Raw genomic sequence first — 17,728 nt, forward strand, 5'->3', positions numbered from 1 at the left:
GGCAGTCTCGCCGGCCGTCCAGCCGCCGGCCCCAGTTCAATTGCCTGCCAGCCCCCATGACCAAGACCAGCAACCAGATCCGCCGGGATTTCCTCGAATTCTTCCGTTCCAAGGGCCACGAAGTCGTCGCCTCCAGCCCGCTGGTGCCGGGCAACGACCCGACCCTGCTGTTCACCAACGCCGGCATGGTGCAGTTCAAGGACGTGTTCCTGGGCGCCGAGAAGCGCAGCTACACCCGCGCGGCCAGCTCGCAGCGCTGCGTGCGCGCCGGCGGCAAGCACAACGACCTCGACCAGGTCGGCTACACCGCGCGCCACCACACCTTCTTCGAAATGCTGGGCAACTTCAGCTTCGGCGACTACTTCAAGCGCGACGCCATCCTCTACGCCTGGGAGCTGCTCACCGGCGTGTGGCAGCTGCCCAAGGAGCGCCTGCTGGTCACCGTTTACCACACCGACGACGAAGCCTTCGACATCTGGCACAAGGAAGTCGGCCTGCCGGTGGAGCGCATCATCCGCATCGGCGACAACAAGGGCGCGCCCTACGCCAGCGACAACTTCTGGCAGATGGCCGACACCGGCCCCTGCGGCCCCTGCACCGAGATCTTCTACGACCACGGCGCGCACATCGCCGGAGGCCCCCCGGGCAGCCCGGACGAGGACGGCGACCGCTTCATCGAAATCTGGAACAACGTCTTCATGCAGTACGATCGCCAGCCCGACGGCACCCTGGTGCCGCTGCCGGCGCCCTGCGTGGACACCGGCATGGGCCTGGAGCGCGTCTCGGCCGTGCTGCAGCACGTGCACAGCAACTACGAGATCGACCTGTTCCAGCACCTGATCAAGGCCGCGGCGGCGCTCACGAACACCGCCGACCTCGAGCACAAGTCGCTGCGCGTCATCGCCGACCACATCCGCGCCTGCTCCTTCCTGGTGGTGGACGGCGTGCTGCCCTCGAACGAAGGCCGCGGCTACGTCCTGCGCCGCATCATCCGCCGCGCCATCCGCCACTTCTGGAAGCTGGACGGCCTGAGCGCCGACGGCAAGTTCTGGCGCATGGTGCAGCCGCTGGTCGAGGTGATGGGCGAGGCCTATCCCGAGCTGGTGGCCAAGCAGAAGCTGGTGGAGCAGGCGCTCAAGGCCGAGGAAGCCGCGTTCGCGCAGACGCTCGACGCCGGCATGGCGCGCCTGCACGACTACCTGGCCGCCTCTGGCAACCGCATCCGGGGCGAGCAGCTGTTCCAGCTGCACGACACCTACGGCTGCCCGCCTGATCTCATCGCCGACCTGCTGCGCGAGAACGCCGACAAGGGCTGGGCCCTGGCCGACGGCGCGCTGGCCGAATACGAGGCGCTGATGGACCAGCAGCGCGAGCGCGCCCGCGCCGCCAGCAAGTTCGCCGGCGGCACCGCGCTGCCGGCCGACCTGGTGGCTGGCCTCAAGCCCACCGAGTTCCGCGGCTACGAGGCGCTGGAAGCCGATGGCTGCCGCGTGGTCGCCCTGGTGCGCGACGGCAAGCCGGTCGAGGCCATCGCCGCCGGCGAAGAAGCTATCGTGCTGCTCGACGCCACCCCGTTCTACGCCGAATCCGGCGGCCAGGTGGGCGACACCGGCGAGCTGCTCGACGCTCGCGGTACCCGCTTCGAAGTGCGCGACACGCTCAAGCTCTCGGGCACCTTCCACGGCCACCTCGGCAGGCTGGCCAGCGGCACGCTCAAGCGCGGCGACCTGGTGTCGGCACGCGTGGACGACGCCCGCCGCCAGGCCACCGTGCTCAACCACTCGGCCACCCACCTGCTGCACGCCGCGCTGCGCACGGTGCTGGGCGAGCACGTCACGCAGAAGGGCTCGCTGGTCGCGCCCGACCGCCTGCGCTTCGACTTCTCGCATTTCCAGGCCATCACGCCGGAGGAGCTGGCGCGCATCGAAACCCTGGTGAACGCGGAGATCCGCCGCAACGCCGAGGCCGAGATCCACCACATGGGCATGCAGGAAGCGCTCGATTTCGGCGCCATGGCCCTGTTCGGCGAGAAGTACGGCGAGCGCGTGCGCGTGCTGCGCATGGGCGAATTCTCCACCGAACTGTGCGGTGGCACCCACGTGCACCACACCGGCGACATCGGCGTGTTCAAGATCATCAGCGAAGGCGGCGTGGCCGCCGGCGTGCGCCGCATCGAGGCGGTGACGGGCGAGGGCGCGCTGGCGCACATCGCGCACGAGGAGCAGCGCCTGGCGCAGGTGGCCGGCCTGCTCGGCGGCAGCCCGCGCGACGTGCTCGACAAGCTCGCCCAGTTGCTCGACCGCCAGAAGAAGCTCGAGCGCGAGCTCGAGTCGCTCAAGGCCAAGGCCGCCGCCGGCGCCACCGCCGACCTGGCCGCCTCGGCGCCCGAGGTGGCGGGCGTGAAGGTGGTCGCCGCGCGCCTGGAGGGCCTGGACGCCAAGTCGCTGCGCGACGCCGTGGACCAGCTCAAGTCGCGCCTGGGCGACGCCGTGATCCTCCTGGCCTCGGCCGCCGACGGCAAGGCCTCGCTGGTGGCCGGCGTGCAGGGCGGGGCGCTGGGCAAGGTGAAGGCGGGCGAGCTGCTTTCGCACGTGGCCAGCCAGATCGGCGGCAAGGGCGGCGGCCGGCCGGACATGGCCCAGGGCGGCGGCAGCGACGGCCCCGAGTTGGTGGCGGCGCTGGCCGACGTGCCGGCCTGGGTGGCGCAGCGCCTGGGCGGCTGAGGCCCCCCGCCAGGCTCGTTTGCGCCCCGGACGGGGGCGAACTACCATCAGGCCAGGCCGCGCATGCCGCGCGGCCGGGGAACCGCGCGGCTACCGTCGCGCGGGCCGGTGCAGGGACGTATCGGGAGGGAAGGGGATGTTGATTCTTACGCGAAGGGTGGGAGAAACCCTGATGATCGGCGACTCGGTCACCGTCACGGTGCTGGGCGTCAAGGGCAACCAGGTGCGCATCGGCATCACCGCGCCCAAGGACGTCGCCGTGCATCGCGAGGAAATCTTCCAGCGCATCCAGAAGGATGACGCGCCGGGTGCCGCGGCCGGCGAAAGCGGCGCGGGTTTACCGAAGGCCGACTGAAAGGCTATCCTATGCGGCCGGTTTCGCCCGAAAGGCGCGGCCGGTGCCAGATTCCGGAGTGATGCCCGAGAGGCCGAAGGGGCTCCCCTGCTAAGGGAGTATAGGGTCAAAAGCTCTATCGAGGGTTCGAATCCCTCTCACTCCGCCAGGTGTCGAATCGCCGCCGAAAGGCGGCGATTTTTTCCACCCGGTGGCATGTTCCAAACGGATGGTGTGCTTGCGGTGCGGCAAAAAAATTCGTCGGCGAAGTATTGACGAGTTGGACGCCGTACCCCATAATTTCCGTTCTGCGCGCCCGTAGCTCAGCTGGATAGAGCACCAGGCTACGAACTTGGTGGTCGGGAGTTCGAATCTCTCCGGGCGCGCCACTAATGCAAACAGGGTGCTTCGGCACCCTTTTTGTTCGGAGGTACCGGCCCAGGCGCGTTGCGCCGAAAGCCGGCACCCCCGTACAGTGAGACTCCTGCGGCGCGCTGGTTCGGGCGTCGGCTTCACCGCCGGGGTATAGCTCAGCCTGGTAGAGCGCCAGCTTTGGGAGCTGGATGTCGTGGGTTCGAATCCCTCTGCCCCGACCAGGCGGCTCCACCCCGGATCCTGCGATCCGCATGGATGCGGCGGGAACCGGCCGGTATCATCCCGGCAGGCGCCCGTAGCTCAACCGGATAGAGCACCGGCCTTCTAAGCCGGCGGTTGCAGGTTCGAGTCCTGCCGGGCGCGCCAGGCAGGGGCGGGGAGGCAGGGTGGTTTTACAGCGGTGGATGTAGCTCAGTTGGTTAGAGCATCGGATTGTGATTCCGAGGGTCGCGGGTTCGAGTCCCGTCTTCCACCCCAGTTCCAAGCGCGGCATAATGTCGCGTCGCAGCCGCTTCGGCGGGAAGATTACGGGCCGTTAGCTCAGTTGGTAGAGCAGTTGACTCTTAATCAATAGGTCGTAGGTTCGAATCCTACACGGCCCACCATCTTCCCGATGAATCGATCCCGCGCGGCGTTGCGAAAGTGGCGGAACTGGTAGACGCGCTGGATTTAGGTTCCAGTGGGGCAACCCGTGAGAGTTCGAGTCTCTCCTTTCGCACCATCCGGCAACGGAGGCGCGGGGACGAGCCGGGGCTCCGCGGGTTTTTTCATTTTCGCGCCCACAAAACGGCGCGGTCGCAGGAGTGAACATGCAAGTCTCGCTTGAGAACACCGCCAATCTGGAACGCCGCCTCACCGTCAGCCTCCCGGCCGAGCGCCTGGAAGGCGTGGTGGGCAACCGCCTGCGCGAGCTGGCCAGCACCGCCAACATCAAGGGCTTCCGCAAGGGCAAGGTCCCGACCAAGGTCATCGAACAGCGCTTCGGCGCCCAGGTCCGCAACGAGGCCTACGGCGAGCTGATCCGCGAGAGCCTGGGCGAAGCCATCCGCCAGCAGAACCTGCAGGTGGCCGGCAACCCCGAGGTCAAGGCCGAACCCGCCGGCGACGCCGGCGAGATCCGCTACACCGCCACCTTCGAAATCGTGCCCGAGTTCGGCGCCATCGACCCGGCCAAGCTGCAGATCGTGCGCACCACCTCGTCGATCGAGGAAAGCGACATCGACGCCATGATCGAAACCCTGCGCCAGCAGCGCCGCAGCTGGGAGCCGGTCGAGCGCGCCGCCGAGGCCGGCGACCTGGTGCAGGTCGAGACCTTCGCCGTCACCGCCGATGCCCGCGTGCCCGCCGAGGGCGTCGAGCGCGGCGCCACCGTGATCGGCTCGAACGTGATGTACCCCGAGCTCGAAGCCCGCCTGGCCGGCCTGAAGGCCGGCGACGAGGTCGAGGTCGAAGTGACCTTCCCGGAAAACTGGCGCGTCGCCGACCTGGCCGGCAAGTCCGCCAAGGTCACGCTCAAGGCCGCCAAGGTGTCGGCGCCCAAGCTGCCGGAACTCGACGAAGCCTTCGTCAAGAGCTTCGGTATCAAGGGTGGCAAGCTCGAGCAGTTCCGCAAGGAAGTTCGCGCCAACCTCGAGCGCGAGCTCAAGGGCAACCTGATGCAGCGCCTGCGCGCGGAAGTGGCCAGCAAGCTGGTCGCCGCCTACGCCGGCGTCGAGCTGCCGCCGCGCCTGGTCGAGGCCGAGGCCCGCAACATGGCCAATGCCGCCATGCAGCAGGCGCGCCAGCAGGGCCAGCCGAACGCCAGGTTCGAGGCCGCCCAGTTCATGGACGCCGCCCGCAACCGCGTGGCCGCCGGCCTGCTGGTGGCCGAGGTGGCGCGCCAGAACAACCTCAAGCTCGACAACAAGCGCGTCACCGAAACGCTGCAGCTGATCGCCTCGACCTACGAGGACCCGGGTCAGGTCGTTGAACTCTACCGGAACGACCCCAACCTCATGTCCAGCCTGCGCAACCGCGTGATGGAAGAGCAGGTGATCGACTGGATCGCCGAACGCGCCGAAGCCACCGAGCAGGCCGTGGGCTTTTCCGAACTGATGCGTCCGGCCGCCTGAGGCGGCCCCAACGGAGGAACGCGGGCATGGATCCGATCAAGGGCTTGAACCTGGTGCCGATGGTGGTCGAGCAGACCAGCCGTGGCGAACGCGCGTACGACATCTACTCGCGCCTGCTCAAGGAGCGCGTGATCTTCCTGGTCGGCCCGATCGACGACTACATGGCCAACGTGATCGTCGCCCAGCTGCTGTTCCTCGAGGCGGAAAACCCCGAGAAGGACATCAGCCTGTACATCAACTCGCCGGGCGGCGTGGTCACCTCGGGCATGGCGATCTACGACACCATGCAGTTCATCAAGCCCGACGTGAGCACCATCTGCGTCGGCCAGGCCGCCAGCATGGGTTCGCTCCTGCTGGCCGCCGGCGCCGCGGGCAAGCGCTACATCCTGCCCAGCGCCCGGGTGATGATCCACCAGCCGCTGGGTGGCTTCCAGGGCCAGGCCAGCGACATCGAGATCCACACCCGCGAGATCCTGACCCTGCGCGACCGCCTGAACGGCGTGCTGGCCAAGCACACCGGCCAGCCCATCGAGCGCATCGCCAAGGACACCGACCGCGACAACTTCATGGATGCCGAAGCCGCAAAGGCCTACGGCATGGTGGACGCGGTGCTGGATCGTCGCCCCGACGACACCATCCAGGCCTCCTGAGGCCCCGCAGGCGCGGTCTTCACGCCCCGTCCCGGCCCCGCCGGGCCGGGGTTCTGCGTCTCGCAGCCTGTGATATTCTCGACCCCGACCCATTCCACCAGGGCAGCGTAAGCATGACCGAAGACCGCCAGGGCCGTTCCGGCGACAGCAGCAAGATCCTCTATTGCTCCTTCTGCGGGAAGAGCCAGCACGAGGTGCGCAAGCTGATCGCGGGCCCCAGCGTGTTCATCTGCGATGAATGCGTCGAACTGTGCAACGACATCATCCGTGAGGAGCTGGAGGAGAAGGCGCACGCCGCCCGCAGCCACCTGCCCAAGCCCCGCGAGATCCTCGAGGTCCTCGACCAGTACGTCATCGGCCAGCAGCGCGCGAAGAAGACGCTGTCGGTGGCCGTGTACAACCACTACAAGCGCATCGAGAGCCGGATCAAGAACGACGACATCGAACTGTCGAAGTCCAACATCCTGCTGATCGGCCCCACCGGCTCGGGCAAGACCCTGCTGGCCGAGACGCTCGCGCGCCTTCTCAACGTGCCGTTCACCATCGCCGACGCCACCACGCTCACCGAAGCGGGCTACGTCGGCGAGGACGTCGAGAACATCATCCAGAAGCTCCTGCAGAAGTGCGACTACGACGTCGAGAAGGCGCAGCAGGGCATCGTCTACATCGACGAGATCGACAAGATCTCGCGCAAGTCCGAGAACCCGTCGATCACCCGCGACGTCTCGGGCGAGGGCGTGCAGCAGGCGCTGCTCAAGCTCATCGAGGGCACCGTGGCCTCGGTGCCGCCGCAGGGCGGCCGCAAGCACCCGCAGCAGGAATTCCTGCAGGTCGACACCAAGAACATCCTGTTCATCGTCGGCGGCGCCTTCGCCGGCCTCGACAAGGTCATCCAGGCCCGCAGCACCGAGGCCGGCGGCATCGGCTTCGGCGCCAAGGTGAAGAGCACCGAGCGCAAGGCCGAGGTCGGCAAGCTGCTGGCCGAGGTCGAGCCCGAGGACCTGATCAAGTTCGGCCTGATCCCCGAGTTCGTCGGCCGCCTGCCGGTGGTCGCCACGCTCGAGGAGCTCGACGAGGCCGCGCTGGTGAAGATCCTCACCGAGCCCAAGAACGCCATCACCAAGCAGTTCAAGAAGCTGTTCGAGATGGAGGGCGTCGAGCTCGAGGTCCGCCCGGATGCCCTGCTGGCCATCGCCCGCCGCGCCCTCAAGCGCAAGACCGGCGCCCGTGGCCTTCGCACCATCATGGAGTCGGTGCTGCTCGACACCATGTACGAGCTGCCGTCGCTGGAGAACGTCAGCAAGGTCGTCGTGGACGAGTCGGTGATCAACCACCAGACCGAGCCCTACCTGATCTACAGCAGCGGCGCCCAGCCGGCCCCCAAGGCCGCCTCAGCCGACTGAACGGCACACGCAAGTGATTGAATACGGGCCGGTTCTTCCGGCCCGTTGTTTTTGGCGCCTGAAAAGCTTGCAAGCCGCCCCGCCGAACCCCATAACCTGAGCCATACCGGGGTTTGGCCCCGAGGGAGCCTTCCATGCAAGACACGACCCCCACCCCCGAACTCCGCCTCGACCTTCCCGTGCTGCCCCTGCGCGACGTGGTCGTGTACCCGCACATGGTCATCCCGCTGTTCGTGGGCCGCGACCGTTCCATCAAGGCGCTCGACCTGGCCATGGCCGGCGACAAGCAGATCCTGCTGGTGGCCCAGAAGAGCCCCGACACCGACGACCCGGGCGCCGACGACCTGTATTCGGTCGGCACCCTGGCCCAGGTGCTGCAGCTGCTCAAGCTCCCGGACGGCACCATCAAGGTGCTGGTCGAGGGCTCCGCGCGCGTGGCCATCGACGGCTACGGCGAGCGCGAGGGCGCGCTGACCGCCACCGGCAAGGAAGTGGACTCGGTGTACGAGCGCGACGAGCGCGAGCTCGAGGTCACCCTGCGTTCGCTGATGACCCTGTTCGAGCAGTACGTCAAGACCAACCGCAAGCTCCCGCCGGAGCTGCTGACCACGCTCTCGGGCATCGACGAGCCCAGCCGCCTGGCCGACACCATTTCGGCCCACCTGGGCGCGCGCCTGTCCGACAAGCAGCAGCTGCTCGAGACCCTCGAGGTCGGCCAGCGCCTGGAGATGCTGATCGGCCTGGTGGACGGCGAGATCGACGTGCAGCAGATCGAGAAGCGCATCCGCGGCCGCGTGAAGTCGCAGATGGAGAAGAGCCAGCGCGAGTACTACCTCAATGAGCAGATGAAGGCCATCCAGAAGGAGCTCGGCGAGATCGACGACGCGCCGAACGAACTCGAGGAGCTGGCCAAGAAGGTCGCCAACGCCGGCATGCCCAAGGCGGTGGAGGCCAAGGCCAAGGCCGAGCTCAACAAGCTCAAGCAGATGTCGCCCATGTCGGCCGAGGCCACCGTGGTGCGCAACTACATCGACTGGCTGGTGGGCGTGCCCTGGAAGAAGCGCAGCAAGGTGCGCAAGGACCTCAAGGCGGCGCAGGAAGTGCTCGACGCCGACCACTACGGCCTGGAGAAGGTCAAGGAGCGCATCCTCGAGTACCTCGCGGTGCAGTCGCGGGTGAAGCAGATGCGCGGCCCCATCCTGTGCCTGGTGGGCCCGCCGGGCGTGGGCAAGACTTCGCTCGGCCAGTCCATCGCCAAGGCCACGAACCGCAAGTTCGTGCGCATGTCGCTGGGCGGCGTGCGCGACGAGGCCGAGATCCGCGGCCACCGCCGCACCTACATCGGCTCGATGCCGGGCCGCATCGTCCAGAACCTAAACAAGATCGGCAGCAAGAACCCGCTGTTCGTGCTCGACGAGATCGACAAGATGAGCATGGACTTCCGCGGCGACCCGTCGTCGGCCCTGCTCGAGGTGCTCGACCCGGAGCAGAACAGCGCGTTCAACGACCATTACCTGGAAGTCGACCTCGACCTCTCGGAAATCATGTTCGTCGCCACCGCCAACTCGCTCAACATCCCGGGCCCGCTGCTCGACCGCATGGAGGTGATCCGCATCCCGGGTTACACCGAGGAGGAAAAGCTGGGCATCGCCGAGCGCTACCTGCTGCCCAAGCAGCTCAAGGCCAACGGCCTCAAGCCGGGCGAGCTCAAGGTAAGCGAGGCCGCCGTGCGCGACATCGTGCGCTACTACACGCGCGAATCCGGCGTGCGCAACCTCGAGCGCGAAATCTCCAAGATCTGCCGCAAGGTGGTGAAGGAAATCGCGCTCTCCGGCCCGCGCAAGTCCGGCAAGGCCGGCGCCGTCAGCGTGACGCCCAAGAACCTCGACAAGTACCTGGGCGTGCAGCGCTACGACTTCGGCCGCGCCGAGCAGGAGAGCGAAGTGGGCCTGGTCACCGGCCTGGCCTGGACGGAAGTGGGCGGCGACCTGCTGCAGATCGAGGCCTCGCTGCTGCCCGGCAAGGGCCAGCTGATCCTCACCGGCCAGCTCGGCGACGTGATGCAGGAGTCGGTGAAGGCCGCCTACAGCGTGGTGCGTTCGCGCAGCGAACGCCTGGGCCTGGACGCCGAGTTCCACCAGAAGTTCGACACCCACGTGCACGTGCCCGAGGGCGCCACGCCCAAGGACGGCCCGAGCGCGGGCATCGCCATGGTCACCGCCCTGGTCTCGGTGCTGTCGGGCGTGCCGGTGCGGGCCGACGTGGCCATGACGGGTGAAATCACCCTGCGCGGCCGCGTGCTGCCGATCGGCGGCCTGAAGGAAAAGCTGCTGGCGGCGCTGCGCGGCGGTATCCGCACGGTGCTCATCCCCGAGGAAAACCGCAAGGACCTTGCGGATATTCCCAAGAACGTCACCCAAGGCCTTGAGATCATTCCGGTCAAGTGGATCGACGAGGTGCTGGACGTGGCGCTGGTGCGGCCGCTGGCGCCGGAATCGACGCCCGAACCTTCGCCCGACAACACCGAAGGCAAGGAAGGCAAGGACGCCGGCGGCGCCGCCCTGACGCATTGATCGAAGGGGCGAAAAGCGCTGGAAGCCGCGAAATAACTGGCTTTCGCTTATTGCGCGGGCAAAATGCCGCTGGTATAAATCAACCCATCCGCCGCGCGTTGGTTCATCCGGGCAGCGGCGGTACAGGTGGATCGGGGCGCGCCCAGGCCAAGGCCGGGCGCCCTCGGTTTTCAAGAACGCGGGTTTCCACTCGCTCAGGGAGTCAATAATGAACAAAGCCGAATTCATTGGTGCCGTCGCCGACGCCGCCGAGCTGTCCAAGGCCGACGCCGGCCGTGCCGTCGATGCCATGATCGAAGCGATCACCAAGGCCCTCAAGAAGGGCGACACCGTGACGCTGGTGGGCTTCGGCACCTTCTCGGTCCGCAAGCGCGCCGCCCGCCAGGGCCGCAATCCGCAGACCGGCGACACCATCAAGATCAAGGCTTCGAAAAATCCTGCGTTCAAGGCTGGCAAAGCCCTGAAGGATGCTGTAAACTGAGCGTCTTCCTTGGGAAGGGTGCTTAGCTCAGCGGTAGAGCGTCGCCCTTACAAGGCGAGGGTCGGGGGTTCGAAACCCTCAGCACCCACCAGGTAAGTGATACGCGGAGTGGTAGTTCAGTCGGTTAGAATGCTGGCCTGTCACGCCGGAGGTCGCGGGTTCGAGTCCCGTCCACTCCGCCATATCCCCAAGGGCGCCCCAAAAGGGCGCCCTTGTTTTTTCCAAGGCCCCGGAAGGCCCGGGGCACGCACCGGACGTCATTGCCCACATGCTCCAGAATATCCGCGACAAGTCCTCAGGCTGGCTCGCTTACATCATCCTGGGCCTGGTGATCATCACGATGGCCTTCTTCGGCATCGAGTCCTACTTCGCCCCGAAGGTCGAAACCTACTCCGCCAAGATCGAAGGCCCGGCCAAGTACTGGCTCTGGGGCAAGCAGGTCCGCGAGATCGGCCAGGACCAGTTCCAGCGCCGCTTCGAGCAGGTGCGCCAGCAGGAACGCGAGCGCCAGGGTGAAGCCTTCGACTACGCCGCGTTCGAATCCCTGGACAACAAGCGCCAGGTGCTCGACGGCATGATCGACGAGGAAGTGCTGGGCATGGTGGCCGAGCGCGAGGGCATCACCATCGGCGAGGCCGAACTGGCCGCCGAACTCAAGCAGATGCCGGAATTCCAGCTCAATGGCGTGTACAGCCCGGACCAGTACCGCCTGGGCCTGGCCGCGCGCGGCGTGAACCACGCCCAGTTCATGGCCACCGTGCGCGCCGACATGGCCCGCCGCACCATTCCCAGCACGGTCGCCAACACCGGCCTGGCCACGCAGGCCGAGCTCGAGGCCTACCTGCGCCTGGCGCGCCAGACCCGCGACCTGTCGCTGCTCGACCTGCCCACCCCGGCCGCGCCCGCCGCGCCCACCGAGGCGGAGCTGCAGGCCTGGTACGACGCCAACGCCGCGCGCTACCGCAGCGAGGAAAAGGTGGCGGTGGAATACGTCGAGATCGACGGCGCCACCCTCGAGGTGCCGACCGTGGTGGACGAGCAGGCGCTGCGCCAGCGTTACGAAGAGCAGCGCTCCCGCTACGTCACCGACCCCAAGCGCTCCGCGGCCCACATCCTGGTGGCCGTCGCGGCCGACGCCGACGCCGCCGCCGACCAGGCCGCGCGCGAGCGCGCCCAGGCCCTGGCCGACAAGGCCCGTGCGCCGGGCGCCGACTTCGCGGCCATCGCCCGCGAGAGCTCGGACGACCTCGGTTCCAAGGCCGAGGGCGGCGCCCTGGGCGTGGTCGAGCCGGGCCTGTTCGCCGGCCCGTTCGAGGAAGCCCTGTTCGCCATGAAGGACGTCGGCCTGGTCAGCGACCCGGTGCGCACGCCGGACGGCTGGCACGTCATCCAGCTCACCGAATTCTCCGCGGGCAGCGAGCGCAGCTTCGACGAGGTGCGCGCCGAGATCGAGGCCGAGTACCTCTCCACCGAACGCGACCGCGTCTTCAGCGACCTGAGCAACCAGCTGATCGAGCGCGTCTACCGCGACCCGACCGCGCTGGCGCCGGCGGCCGAAGCCTCGGGCCTGGAGCTCAAGCGCACCGGCCTGTTCTCCCGCACGGCGGGCGAGGGCATCGCCGCCATCCCGGCGGTGCGTGCCGCGGCGTTCGCCGACGCCCAGCGCGTCGAGCGCCAGGTCAGCGACGCCGTCGAGATCGGCCCCAACCACCTGGTGGTGGTGCACGTGGTCGAAGTGGAGCCGGAAGCCGCGATCCCGTTCGAGCAGGTGCGCGACCGCGTGCAGGCCGAAGTCGTGACCGACGCGCTGTCGAAGGCCTCCGAGGCCCAGGCCGAGGCGCTGCTGGAGCGTGCCCGCAAGGGCGAGGCGCTCGACGCCCTGGCCACCGAGGTCGGCCGCACCGTGGCCACGCTGCCCGGCGTGAACCGCCAGGCGCAGCTGCCGCCGGCCCTGCTGGAGGAGGCGTTCCGCCTGCCGGCCCCGGAAGAGGGCGGCATCTCGGTCGGCATGGTCCGCCTGGGCCCCGACCGCCATGCCCTGGTGGGCGTCACCAAGGTCACCCAGGGCGACCTGGAGGGTTTGGACGACGAGACCCGCAAGGGCCTGCTCGAGCAGCTGGCCCAGGCCCGCGCCGTGGTCGAGGCGCAGGACTACGTCAAGGCGCTGCGCAAGCAGTTCACCATCAAGGTGGCGGAAGACCGGCTCTGACCGCCGCACCGCCGGCAACGAAAAAGGCCCGGGAATCCCGGGCCTTTTTCTTTCCAGCGGCTGGCGCGGCGTTTACACGCCTTCGATGCCGGTCATGCCCAGGATGTTGTAGCCGGCGTCGACGTGGGTGACCTCGCCGGTCACGCCCGCCGCCAGGTCCGAGCACAGGAAGGCGGCCACGTTGCCGACGTCCTCGATGGTCACGCTGCGGCGCAGCGGCGCGTACTGGTCGACGTGGCCGAGCATCTTGCGGAAGTTGGCGATGCCCGCCGCGGCCAGGGTCTTGATGGGGCCGGCGGAAATGGCGTTCACGCGGGTGCCCTCGGGGCCGAGGTTGAGCGCCAGGTAGCGCACGTTGGCCTCGAGGCTGGCCTTGGCCACGCCCATCACGTTGTAGTTCACCAGCGCGCGCTCGGCGCCCAGGTAGCTCAGGGTCAGGATGCTGCCGTTGCGGCCCTTCATCATCGGGCGCGCGGCCTTGGCCAGGGCGGCCAGGCTGTAGCTGGAGATGTCGTGGGCGATGCGGAAGTTCTCGCGGGTCAGGCCCTGCAGGTACTCGCCCTCGATCGCCTCGCGCGGGGCGTAACCCACCGAGTGCACCAGGATGTCGAAGCCGTCCCAGCGCTTGCCGAGCTCGGCGAACACGTTGTCGATCTGCGCGTCCTCGGCCACGTCCAGCGGAAGGACGATGTCGGAGCCGCAGTCACGCGCGGCTTCCTCGACGCGCGACTTGAGCTTGTCGTTCTGGTAGGTGAAGGCGAGTTCGGCGCCCTCGCGGTGCATGGCCTCGGCGATGCCGGTGGCGATGGAACGCTGGCTGGCGATGCCCACGATCAGGGCACGCTTGCCCGACAGAAATCCCATGTTTTCCTCCTGGTGCGGCCGCACCTGCGGCGCTGTCCCGCTAGTTTGAACCGCACGGGCCCATACCGCCAAGCATGGAGCCGGCGGCTCAGGGGTCGATGCGCAGCACCTGGCCGGGCTGGAGGATGGAGCGGCCGTTGAGGCGGTTGAGGCGATAGAGCTGGCGCAGGTCCACGCCGTACTGGCGGGCGATGCGCGAAAGCGTGTCGCCGCGGCGCACGCGGTGCTCGCGGGCGCTGTCCGCCGCCGGTGCGCCGGCCGCCGGCTCCGGCGCCGATGCGGGAGCGTTCTGCCTCGCCAGCAGGGCCACGGGGGTGGCCGGCGCCAGCACCGTGCGTGGCACGCCGGCGGCGACGCGACCCTGGCGGTAGGCCGGGTTGAGCCGACGCAGCGTGGCGCCGTCGGTGCCCAGTGCCAGCGCGGCCTGGTCGAGGCTGGTGGCGCCCGCGGGAAGCTCGAAGCGCGCCAGCGGCACGAACGTCGCCTCGCGCGGCAGCACCAGGCCGTGCCGCTCCGGGCGCGCCAGCAGGCAGGCCAGCGCGTGCAGCTTGGCGACGTAGTCGTAGGTGGTGCGCGAGAGCCCGCGCGGCAGGTGGCTCTCGCCGGAGACGCGGCGGTCGCCGCTGGCCTTGAACGCGCGCAGGATGCGGTATTCGCCGGCGTTGTAGGCCATGGCCATCGCGCGCCACTCGCCGTCGAAGTGGTCCGACAGCATGTCCAGGTGGTCGAGCGCCGCTTCCGTGGCTTCCACCGGCGACAGGCGGCCGTCGTAGCCGGGCTGGATGCGGATGCCGTGGCCGCGCGCGGTGCTGGCGATCATCTGCCACATGCCCGCCGGGCCGCCGGGGCCGATGGCTTCGGGCCGGTACCAGCTTTCGACGATGGGGATCAGCGCGAATTCGGCCGGCAGTTCGCGGCGCTCGAGCTCGGTGGCGACGTAGGCCAGCAGCGGCAGCACCTTCTCCATGTTGCGGGCGAAGCCCACCGGGTAGCCGGCGTAACGCCGCCGCCAGGCCTGGTTGTGCTGGCCCTTGACGCAGACCGGCGCGGAGAAGCGCGAGGCCAGGTGGTCGAAGACTTCGGCGCCGGTGTCCATGGGGTCGGGCGCTGCCGCCGGGGCCGGTTCGTCCGGCGACGCGGATGGCGAGGGCGTTGCGGCCGGCGCGCCGTCGAGCGGCGCCACCTTCACCACGGCCACGGGCTCGGGCGGATCCACGGCCGCGGGTTTCACCGGGACCTGGCAAGCCGCCAGCAGCAGCGCCGCCAGCGCGGGTAGGGCGAGGCGCGGGCTCATCCGGCGAAGTCGTCCTTCCAGGCCCGCAGCGCGGCGAAGGCCTCGGTGCGGTCGCGCGGGGCGTGGCCCAGGCGCGCCGCCAGCGTGGCGCGCACGCCGGGCTCGTCGACGCGCAGGAAGGGATTGCAGGCGCGTTCGCTGGCCAGGGTGGTCGGCAGGCTGGGTTCGCCGCGGGCGCGGCGCGCCTGCACCTCGGCCAGGCGGGCGTCGCGCGCCGGGTTGTCCGGTTCGGCTTCGCGCGCGAACCGGCCGTTGGCGGCGGTGTATTCGTGGGTGCAGCAGACCACCGTGTCGCCGGGCAGCGCGGCGAGGCGGTCGAGCGAGGCCAGCATCTGCGCCGGCGTGCCTTCGAACAGGCGCCCGCAGCCGAGGCTGAAGAGCGTGTCGCCGCAGAACAGGTGGCCGGCGCCGTGGAAGGCGAGGTGGCTGCGCGTATGCCCGGGCACCGCCATCACGTCGAAGCCGAGGCCGAGTTCCGGCACCGGCACGTGGTCGCCGTCGCCGACGCGCCGGGCGGCGGCCGGGATGCGCGGGTCGTCCGGCCCGAAGCAGGGCACCGGGAATTCGGCGAGCAGCGCGTCCACGCCGCCGACGTGGTCGGCATGGTGGTGGGTGAGCAGCACCGCCACCGGCCGCAGCCCGTTCGCCGCCGCCGCCAGCACCGGCGCCGCATCGCCCGGGTCCACCACCACCGCGGCGCCATCGGCGCCGGCCAGCAGCCAGATGTAGTTGTCCTGGAACGCAGGCAGGGCAAGGACGGACGGCAAACGGGGTGACCTGGAAGGCGCGGATGACGCAGAATCCCGACCATGCCCCCGGCCCACGCCCGACGTCAACCCGAGCCCCCCGCCGATGCCTGGTTCCGCCGGGAAAGCACGCTGCGGCTGGTCCAGGAAGTGCAGCGCCAGGCCATTCCCGAGCTCACCCGCGTGTTCGGCCACACCGGCCTGTACCTGCGCCCCTGCGCCGAACTGCCGGAGGCGCTCTCGGGCAACATGCTGGCCGACGTGCTCAGCCTGCGGCGCGAGCACGGCGGCTTTGGCGGCGGCCTGGCCTGCGCCGACGCCGCGCTGCCGCTGGCGAGCCACAGCCTGTCGCTGGTGTACGCGCTGTTCGTGCTGGAAACCTCGCCCGCCCCGGGACTGCTGCTGGCCGAGATCGCCCGGGTGCTCAAGCCCGAAGGCGTGGCCCTGCTGGTGAGCTTCAACCCCTGGTCGCCGGCGCGGTTGCGCTGGGCGTTCAAGGGGCTGGGCGCGGTGGACCCCGCCTGGGTGCGGCAGCAGGTACGCGGCCTCGGCCTGGAAGTGCAGCGCCAGCGCTATCTCGGGCCGGTGTGGTCGGCCGACGGCAGCGTGGACCTGCGGGTGCGCCGCGGCGCCGGGTTCGGCACCGGCCTGCGCGCCGCCAGCCTGGTGGTGGCGCGTCGCCGCGAGGCCGGCGTCACCCCGTTGCGCGCCGGTGCCCCGGCGCTGGCCCTGCGCCCGGGAATGAGCGCCGGATGAGTACAAGGGAAGGAATGAAATCCGTGGAAATCCATACCGACGGCGCCTGCCTCGGCAACCCCGGCCCCGGCGGCTGGGCCGCGCTGCTGCGCCACAACGGCCGCGAGCGCGAGCTGGCCGGCGGCGAGGCGCAGACCACCAACAACCGCATGGAACTGCTGGCGGCCATCATGGCGCTCGAGGCGCTCAAGGCGCCCTGCGAGGTCGTGCTGTCCACCGACTCGCAGTACGTCCAGAAGGGCATCGGCGAGTGGTTGCCGAACTGGATCCGCCGCGGCTGGAAGACCGCGGGCGGCGACCCGGTGAAGAACCAGGACCTGTGGCAGCGCCTGCACGCCGCCGCCAAGCCGCACAAGGTGCAGTGGAAGTGGGTGAAGGGCCACGCCGGCCACGCCGAGAACGAGCGCGTGGACAAGCTGGCCCGCGCCGAAGCCGAGAAATTCAGGAGTTGAACGCCCGCATGCGCCAGATCGTCCTCGATACCGAAACCACCGGCCTGTCCTGGGAGAAGGGCAACCGCGTGGTGGAGCTCGGCTGCATCGAGCTCGTCGAGCGCCGTCCCAGCGGCCGGCATTTCCACCGCTACTTCAACCCCGGTCGCGAGATGGAAGCCGGCGCGCAGGAAGTGACGGGCCTGACCCTGGAGTTCCTGCAGGACAAGCCGCGCTTCGAGACGGCGGTGGAGGAGTTCCTGGAGTTCATCCGCGGCGCCGAGCTGATCATCCACAACGCCAGCTTCGACGTCGGCTTCCTCGACTACGAGCTGTCGCTGGCCGGCGCCCACTTCGGCCGCATCACCGACCACGCCAGCGTGCTCGACACGCTGGCGATGGCGCGCGAACGCTACCCGGGCCAGCGCAACTCGCTCGACGCGCTCTGCCGCCGCCTGGGCGTCGACAACGCCCACCGCAAGCTGCACGGCGCGCTGCTCGACGCCGAGCTGCTGGCCGAGGTCTACCTGGGCATGACCTCGGGCCAGGGCGACCTGGGCCTGCTGGCCGCCGGCGAGCCGGAGTCGGCCCAGGGCCGGGCGGGCCCCGACCTGGCCGCGGTGGCCGCCATCGCCCGGGTGGTGCTGCGCGCCGACGCCGAAGAACAGGCCGCGCACGAGGCGCGCCTGCGCAAGATCGCCGGCAAGGCCGGCAAGAGCCTGTGGCCGCTGCCGGAACCGGCGGCCTGACCGGGCTTCGTGGATAATCGGACCGACCC

14 protein-coding genes and 9 tRNA genes are annotated in these 17,728 nt (G+C 69.2%); 20 read left to right on the forward strand and 3 right to left on the reverse strand.

From position 1 onward, the window contains the following. Positions 1 to 44: 44 nt before the first annotated feature. From alaS to ACE3Q2_RS01585, 17 genes are all read left to right on the forward strand, one after another. Entirely contained in the window at positions 45 to 2,723 is a 2,679-nt protein-coding gene (gene alaS, locus ACE3Q2_RS01505; RefSeq protein WP_374472366.1) for an alanine--tRNA ligase, read from the forward strand. 136 nt (positions 2,724 to 2,859) lie between these two features. Beyond that, complete coding sequence (gene csrA / locus ACE3Q2_RS01510) at positions 2,860 to 3,078, forward strand: carbon storage regulator CsrA (RefSeq protein ID WP_231695693.1); 219 nt, start codon at positions 2,860 to 2,862, stop codon at positions 3,076 to 3,078. A gap of 55 nt (positions 3,079 to 3,133) precedes the next feature. Beyond that, positions 3,134 to 3,226, forward strand: a tRNA-Ser gene (locus ACE3Q2_RS01515). A 143-nt stretch (positions 3,227 to 3,369) separates the two neighbouring features. Further along, positions 3,370 to 3,446, forward strand: a tRNA-Arg gene (locus ACE3Q2_RS01520). A 130-nt stretch (positions 3,447 to 3,576) separates the two neighbouring features. Further along, positions 3,577 to 3,653, forward strand: a tRNA-Pro gene (locus ACE3Q2_RS01525). 68 nt (positions 3,654 to 3,721) lie between these two features. Continuing rightward, positions 3,722 to 3,798 (forward strand) — tRNA-Arg (locus ACE3Q2_RS01530). Between the two features lie 34 nt (positions 3,799 to 3,832). Further along, positions 3,833 to 3,909: transfer RNA gene (locus ACE3Q2_RS01535), tRNA-His, on the forward strand. Positions 3,910 to 3,961: 52 nt separating this feature from the next. Next, a tRNA-Lys gene (locus ACE3Q2_RS01540) sits at positions 3,962 to 4,037 on the forward strand. A 31-nt stretch (positions 4,038 to 4,068) separates the two neighbouring features. Then, positions 4,069 to 4,153 (forward strand) — tRNA-Leu (locus ACE3Q2_RS01545). A gap of 88 nt (positions 4,154 to 4,241) precedes the next feature. Next, the gene (gene tig, locus ACE3Q2_RS01550) at positions 4,242 to 5,543 is read left to right on the forward strand and encodes a trigger factor (RefSeq protein WP_231695692.1); all 1,302 of its coding nucleotides are present in this window, start codon (positions 4,242 to 4,244) and stop codon (positions 5,541 to 5,543) included. A gap of 26 nt (positions 5,544 to 5,569) precedes the next feature. Next, positions 5,570 to 6,193: an ATP-dependent Clp endopeptidase proteolytic subunit ClpP gene (gene clpP, locus ACE3Q2_RS01555; protein WP_043802412.1), complete on the forward strand. Its 624-nt coding sequence runs from the start codon at positions 5,570 to 5,572 to the stop codon at positions 6,191 to 6,193. Positions 6,194 to 6,306: 113 nt separating this feature from the next. Further along, positions 6,307 to 7,596: an ATP-dependent Clp protease ATP-binding subunit ClpX gene (gene clpX / locus ACE3Q2_RS01560; protein WP_231695691.1), complete on the forward strand. Its 1,290-nt coding sequence runs from the start codon at positions 6,307 to 6,309 to the stop codon at positions 7,594 to 7,596. Between the two features lie 134 nt (positions 7,597 to 7,730). After that, positions 7,731 to 10,169, forward strand: coding sequence for an endopeptidase La (gene lon / locus ACE3Q2_RS01565; RefSeq protein WP_231695690.1), 2,439 nt, complete (start codon positions 7,731 to 7,733; stop codon positions 10,167 to 10,169). 208 nt (positions 10,170 to 10,377) lie between these two features. Beyond that, positions 10,378 to 10,650, forward strand: coding sequence for an HU family DNA-binding protein (locus ACE3Q2_RS01570; protein WP_043802408.1), 273 nt, complete (start codon positions 10,378 to 10,380; stop codon positions 10,648 to 10,650). A 16-nt stretch (positions 10,651 to 10,666) separates the two neighbouring features. Beyond that, positions 10,667 to 10,741 (forward strand) — tRNA-Val (locus ACE3Q2_RS01575). Positions 10,742 to 10,755: 14 nt separating this feature from the next. Continuing rightward, positions 10,756 to 10,832: transfer RNA gene (locus tag ACE3Q2_RS01580), tRNA-Asp, on the forward strand. Positions 10,833 to 10,918: 86 nt separating this feature from the next. Beyond that, positions 10,919 to 12,859: a SurA N-terminal domain-containing protein gene (locus tag ACE3Q2_RS01585; protein WP_374472267.1), complete on the forward strand. Its 1,941-nt coding sequence runs from the start codon at positions 10,919 to 10,921 to the stop codon at positions 12,857 to 12,859. Between the two features lie 72 nt (positions 12,860 to 12,931). Here ACE3Q2_RS01585 and ACE3Q2_RS01590 read toward each other — a convergent pair whose 3' ends face one another. From ACE3Q2_RS01590 to gloB, 3 genes are all read right to left on the reverse strand, one after another. Next, a complete protein-coding gene (locus tag ACE3Q2_RS01590) occupies positions 12,932 to 13,723 on the reverse strand; it encodes an enoyl-ACP reductase (protein WP_231695688.1) in 792 nt (263 codons plus the stop codon). A gap of 88 nt (positions 13,724 to 13,811) precedes the next feature. Further along, positions 13,812 to 15,017, reverse strand: coding sequence for a transglycosylase SLT domain-containing protein (locus ACE3Q2_RS01595; protein WP_231695687.1), 1,206 nt, complete (start codon positions 15,015 to 15,017; stop codon positions 13,812 to 13,814). After that, positions 15,014 to 15,784 carry a hydroxyacylglutathione hydrolase gene (gene gloB / locus ACE3Q2_RS01600; RefSeq protein WP_231695686.1) on the reverse strand — a complete coding sequence of 257 codons (771 nt, stop codon included), beginning with the start codon at positions 15,782 to 15,784 and terminating at the stop codon, positions 15,014 to 15,016. Before gloB ends, ACE3Q2_RS01595 begins: the two co-directional genes overlap by 4 nt. Positions 15,785 to 15,826: 42 nt before the next feature. On the opposite strand from gloB, the gene ACE3Q2_RS01605 reads away from it, so the two are divergent. From ACE3Q2_RS01605 to dnaQ, 3 genes are read left to right on the forward strand one after another with little or no spacing between them, the layout of a single operon-like run. Further along, positions 15,827 to 16,519 carry a class I SAM-dependent methyltransferase gene (locus ACE3Q2_RS01605; RefSeq protein ID WP_374472270.1) on the forward strand — a complete coding sequence of 231 codons (693 nt, stop codon included), beginning with the start codon at positions 15,827 to 15,829 and terminating at the stop codon, positions 16,517 to 16,519. A gap of 14 nt (positions 16,520 to 16,533) precedes the next feature. Beyond that, complete coding sequence (rnhA, locus tag ACE3Q2_RS01610) at positions 16,534 to 16,971, forward strand: ribonuclease HI (RefSeq protein WP_231695684.1); 438 nt, start codon at positions 16,534 to 16,536, stop codon at positions 16,969 to 16,971. 8 nt (positions 16,972 to 16,979) lie between these two features. Continuing rightward, the gene (gene dnaQ, locus ACE3Q2_RS01615; RefSeq protein ID WP_231695683.1) at positions 16,980 to 17,699 is read left to right on the forward strand and encodes a DNA polymerase III subunit epsilon; all 720 of its coding nucleotides are present in this window, start codon (positions 16,980 to 16,982) and stop codon (positions 17,697 to 17,699) included. Positions 17,700 to 17,728 lie beyond the last annotated feature (29 nt).

This window comes from Arenimonas sp., assembly GCF_041913985.1.
Classification (GTDB): domain Bacteria; phylum Pseudomonadota; class Gammaproteobacteria; order Xanthomonadales; family Xanthomonadaceae; genus Arenimonas.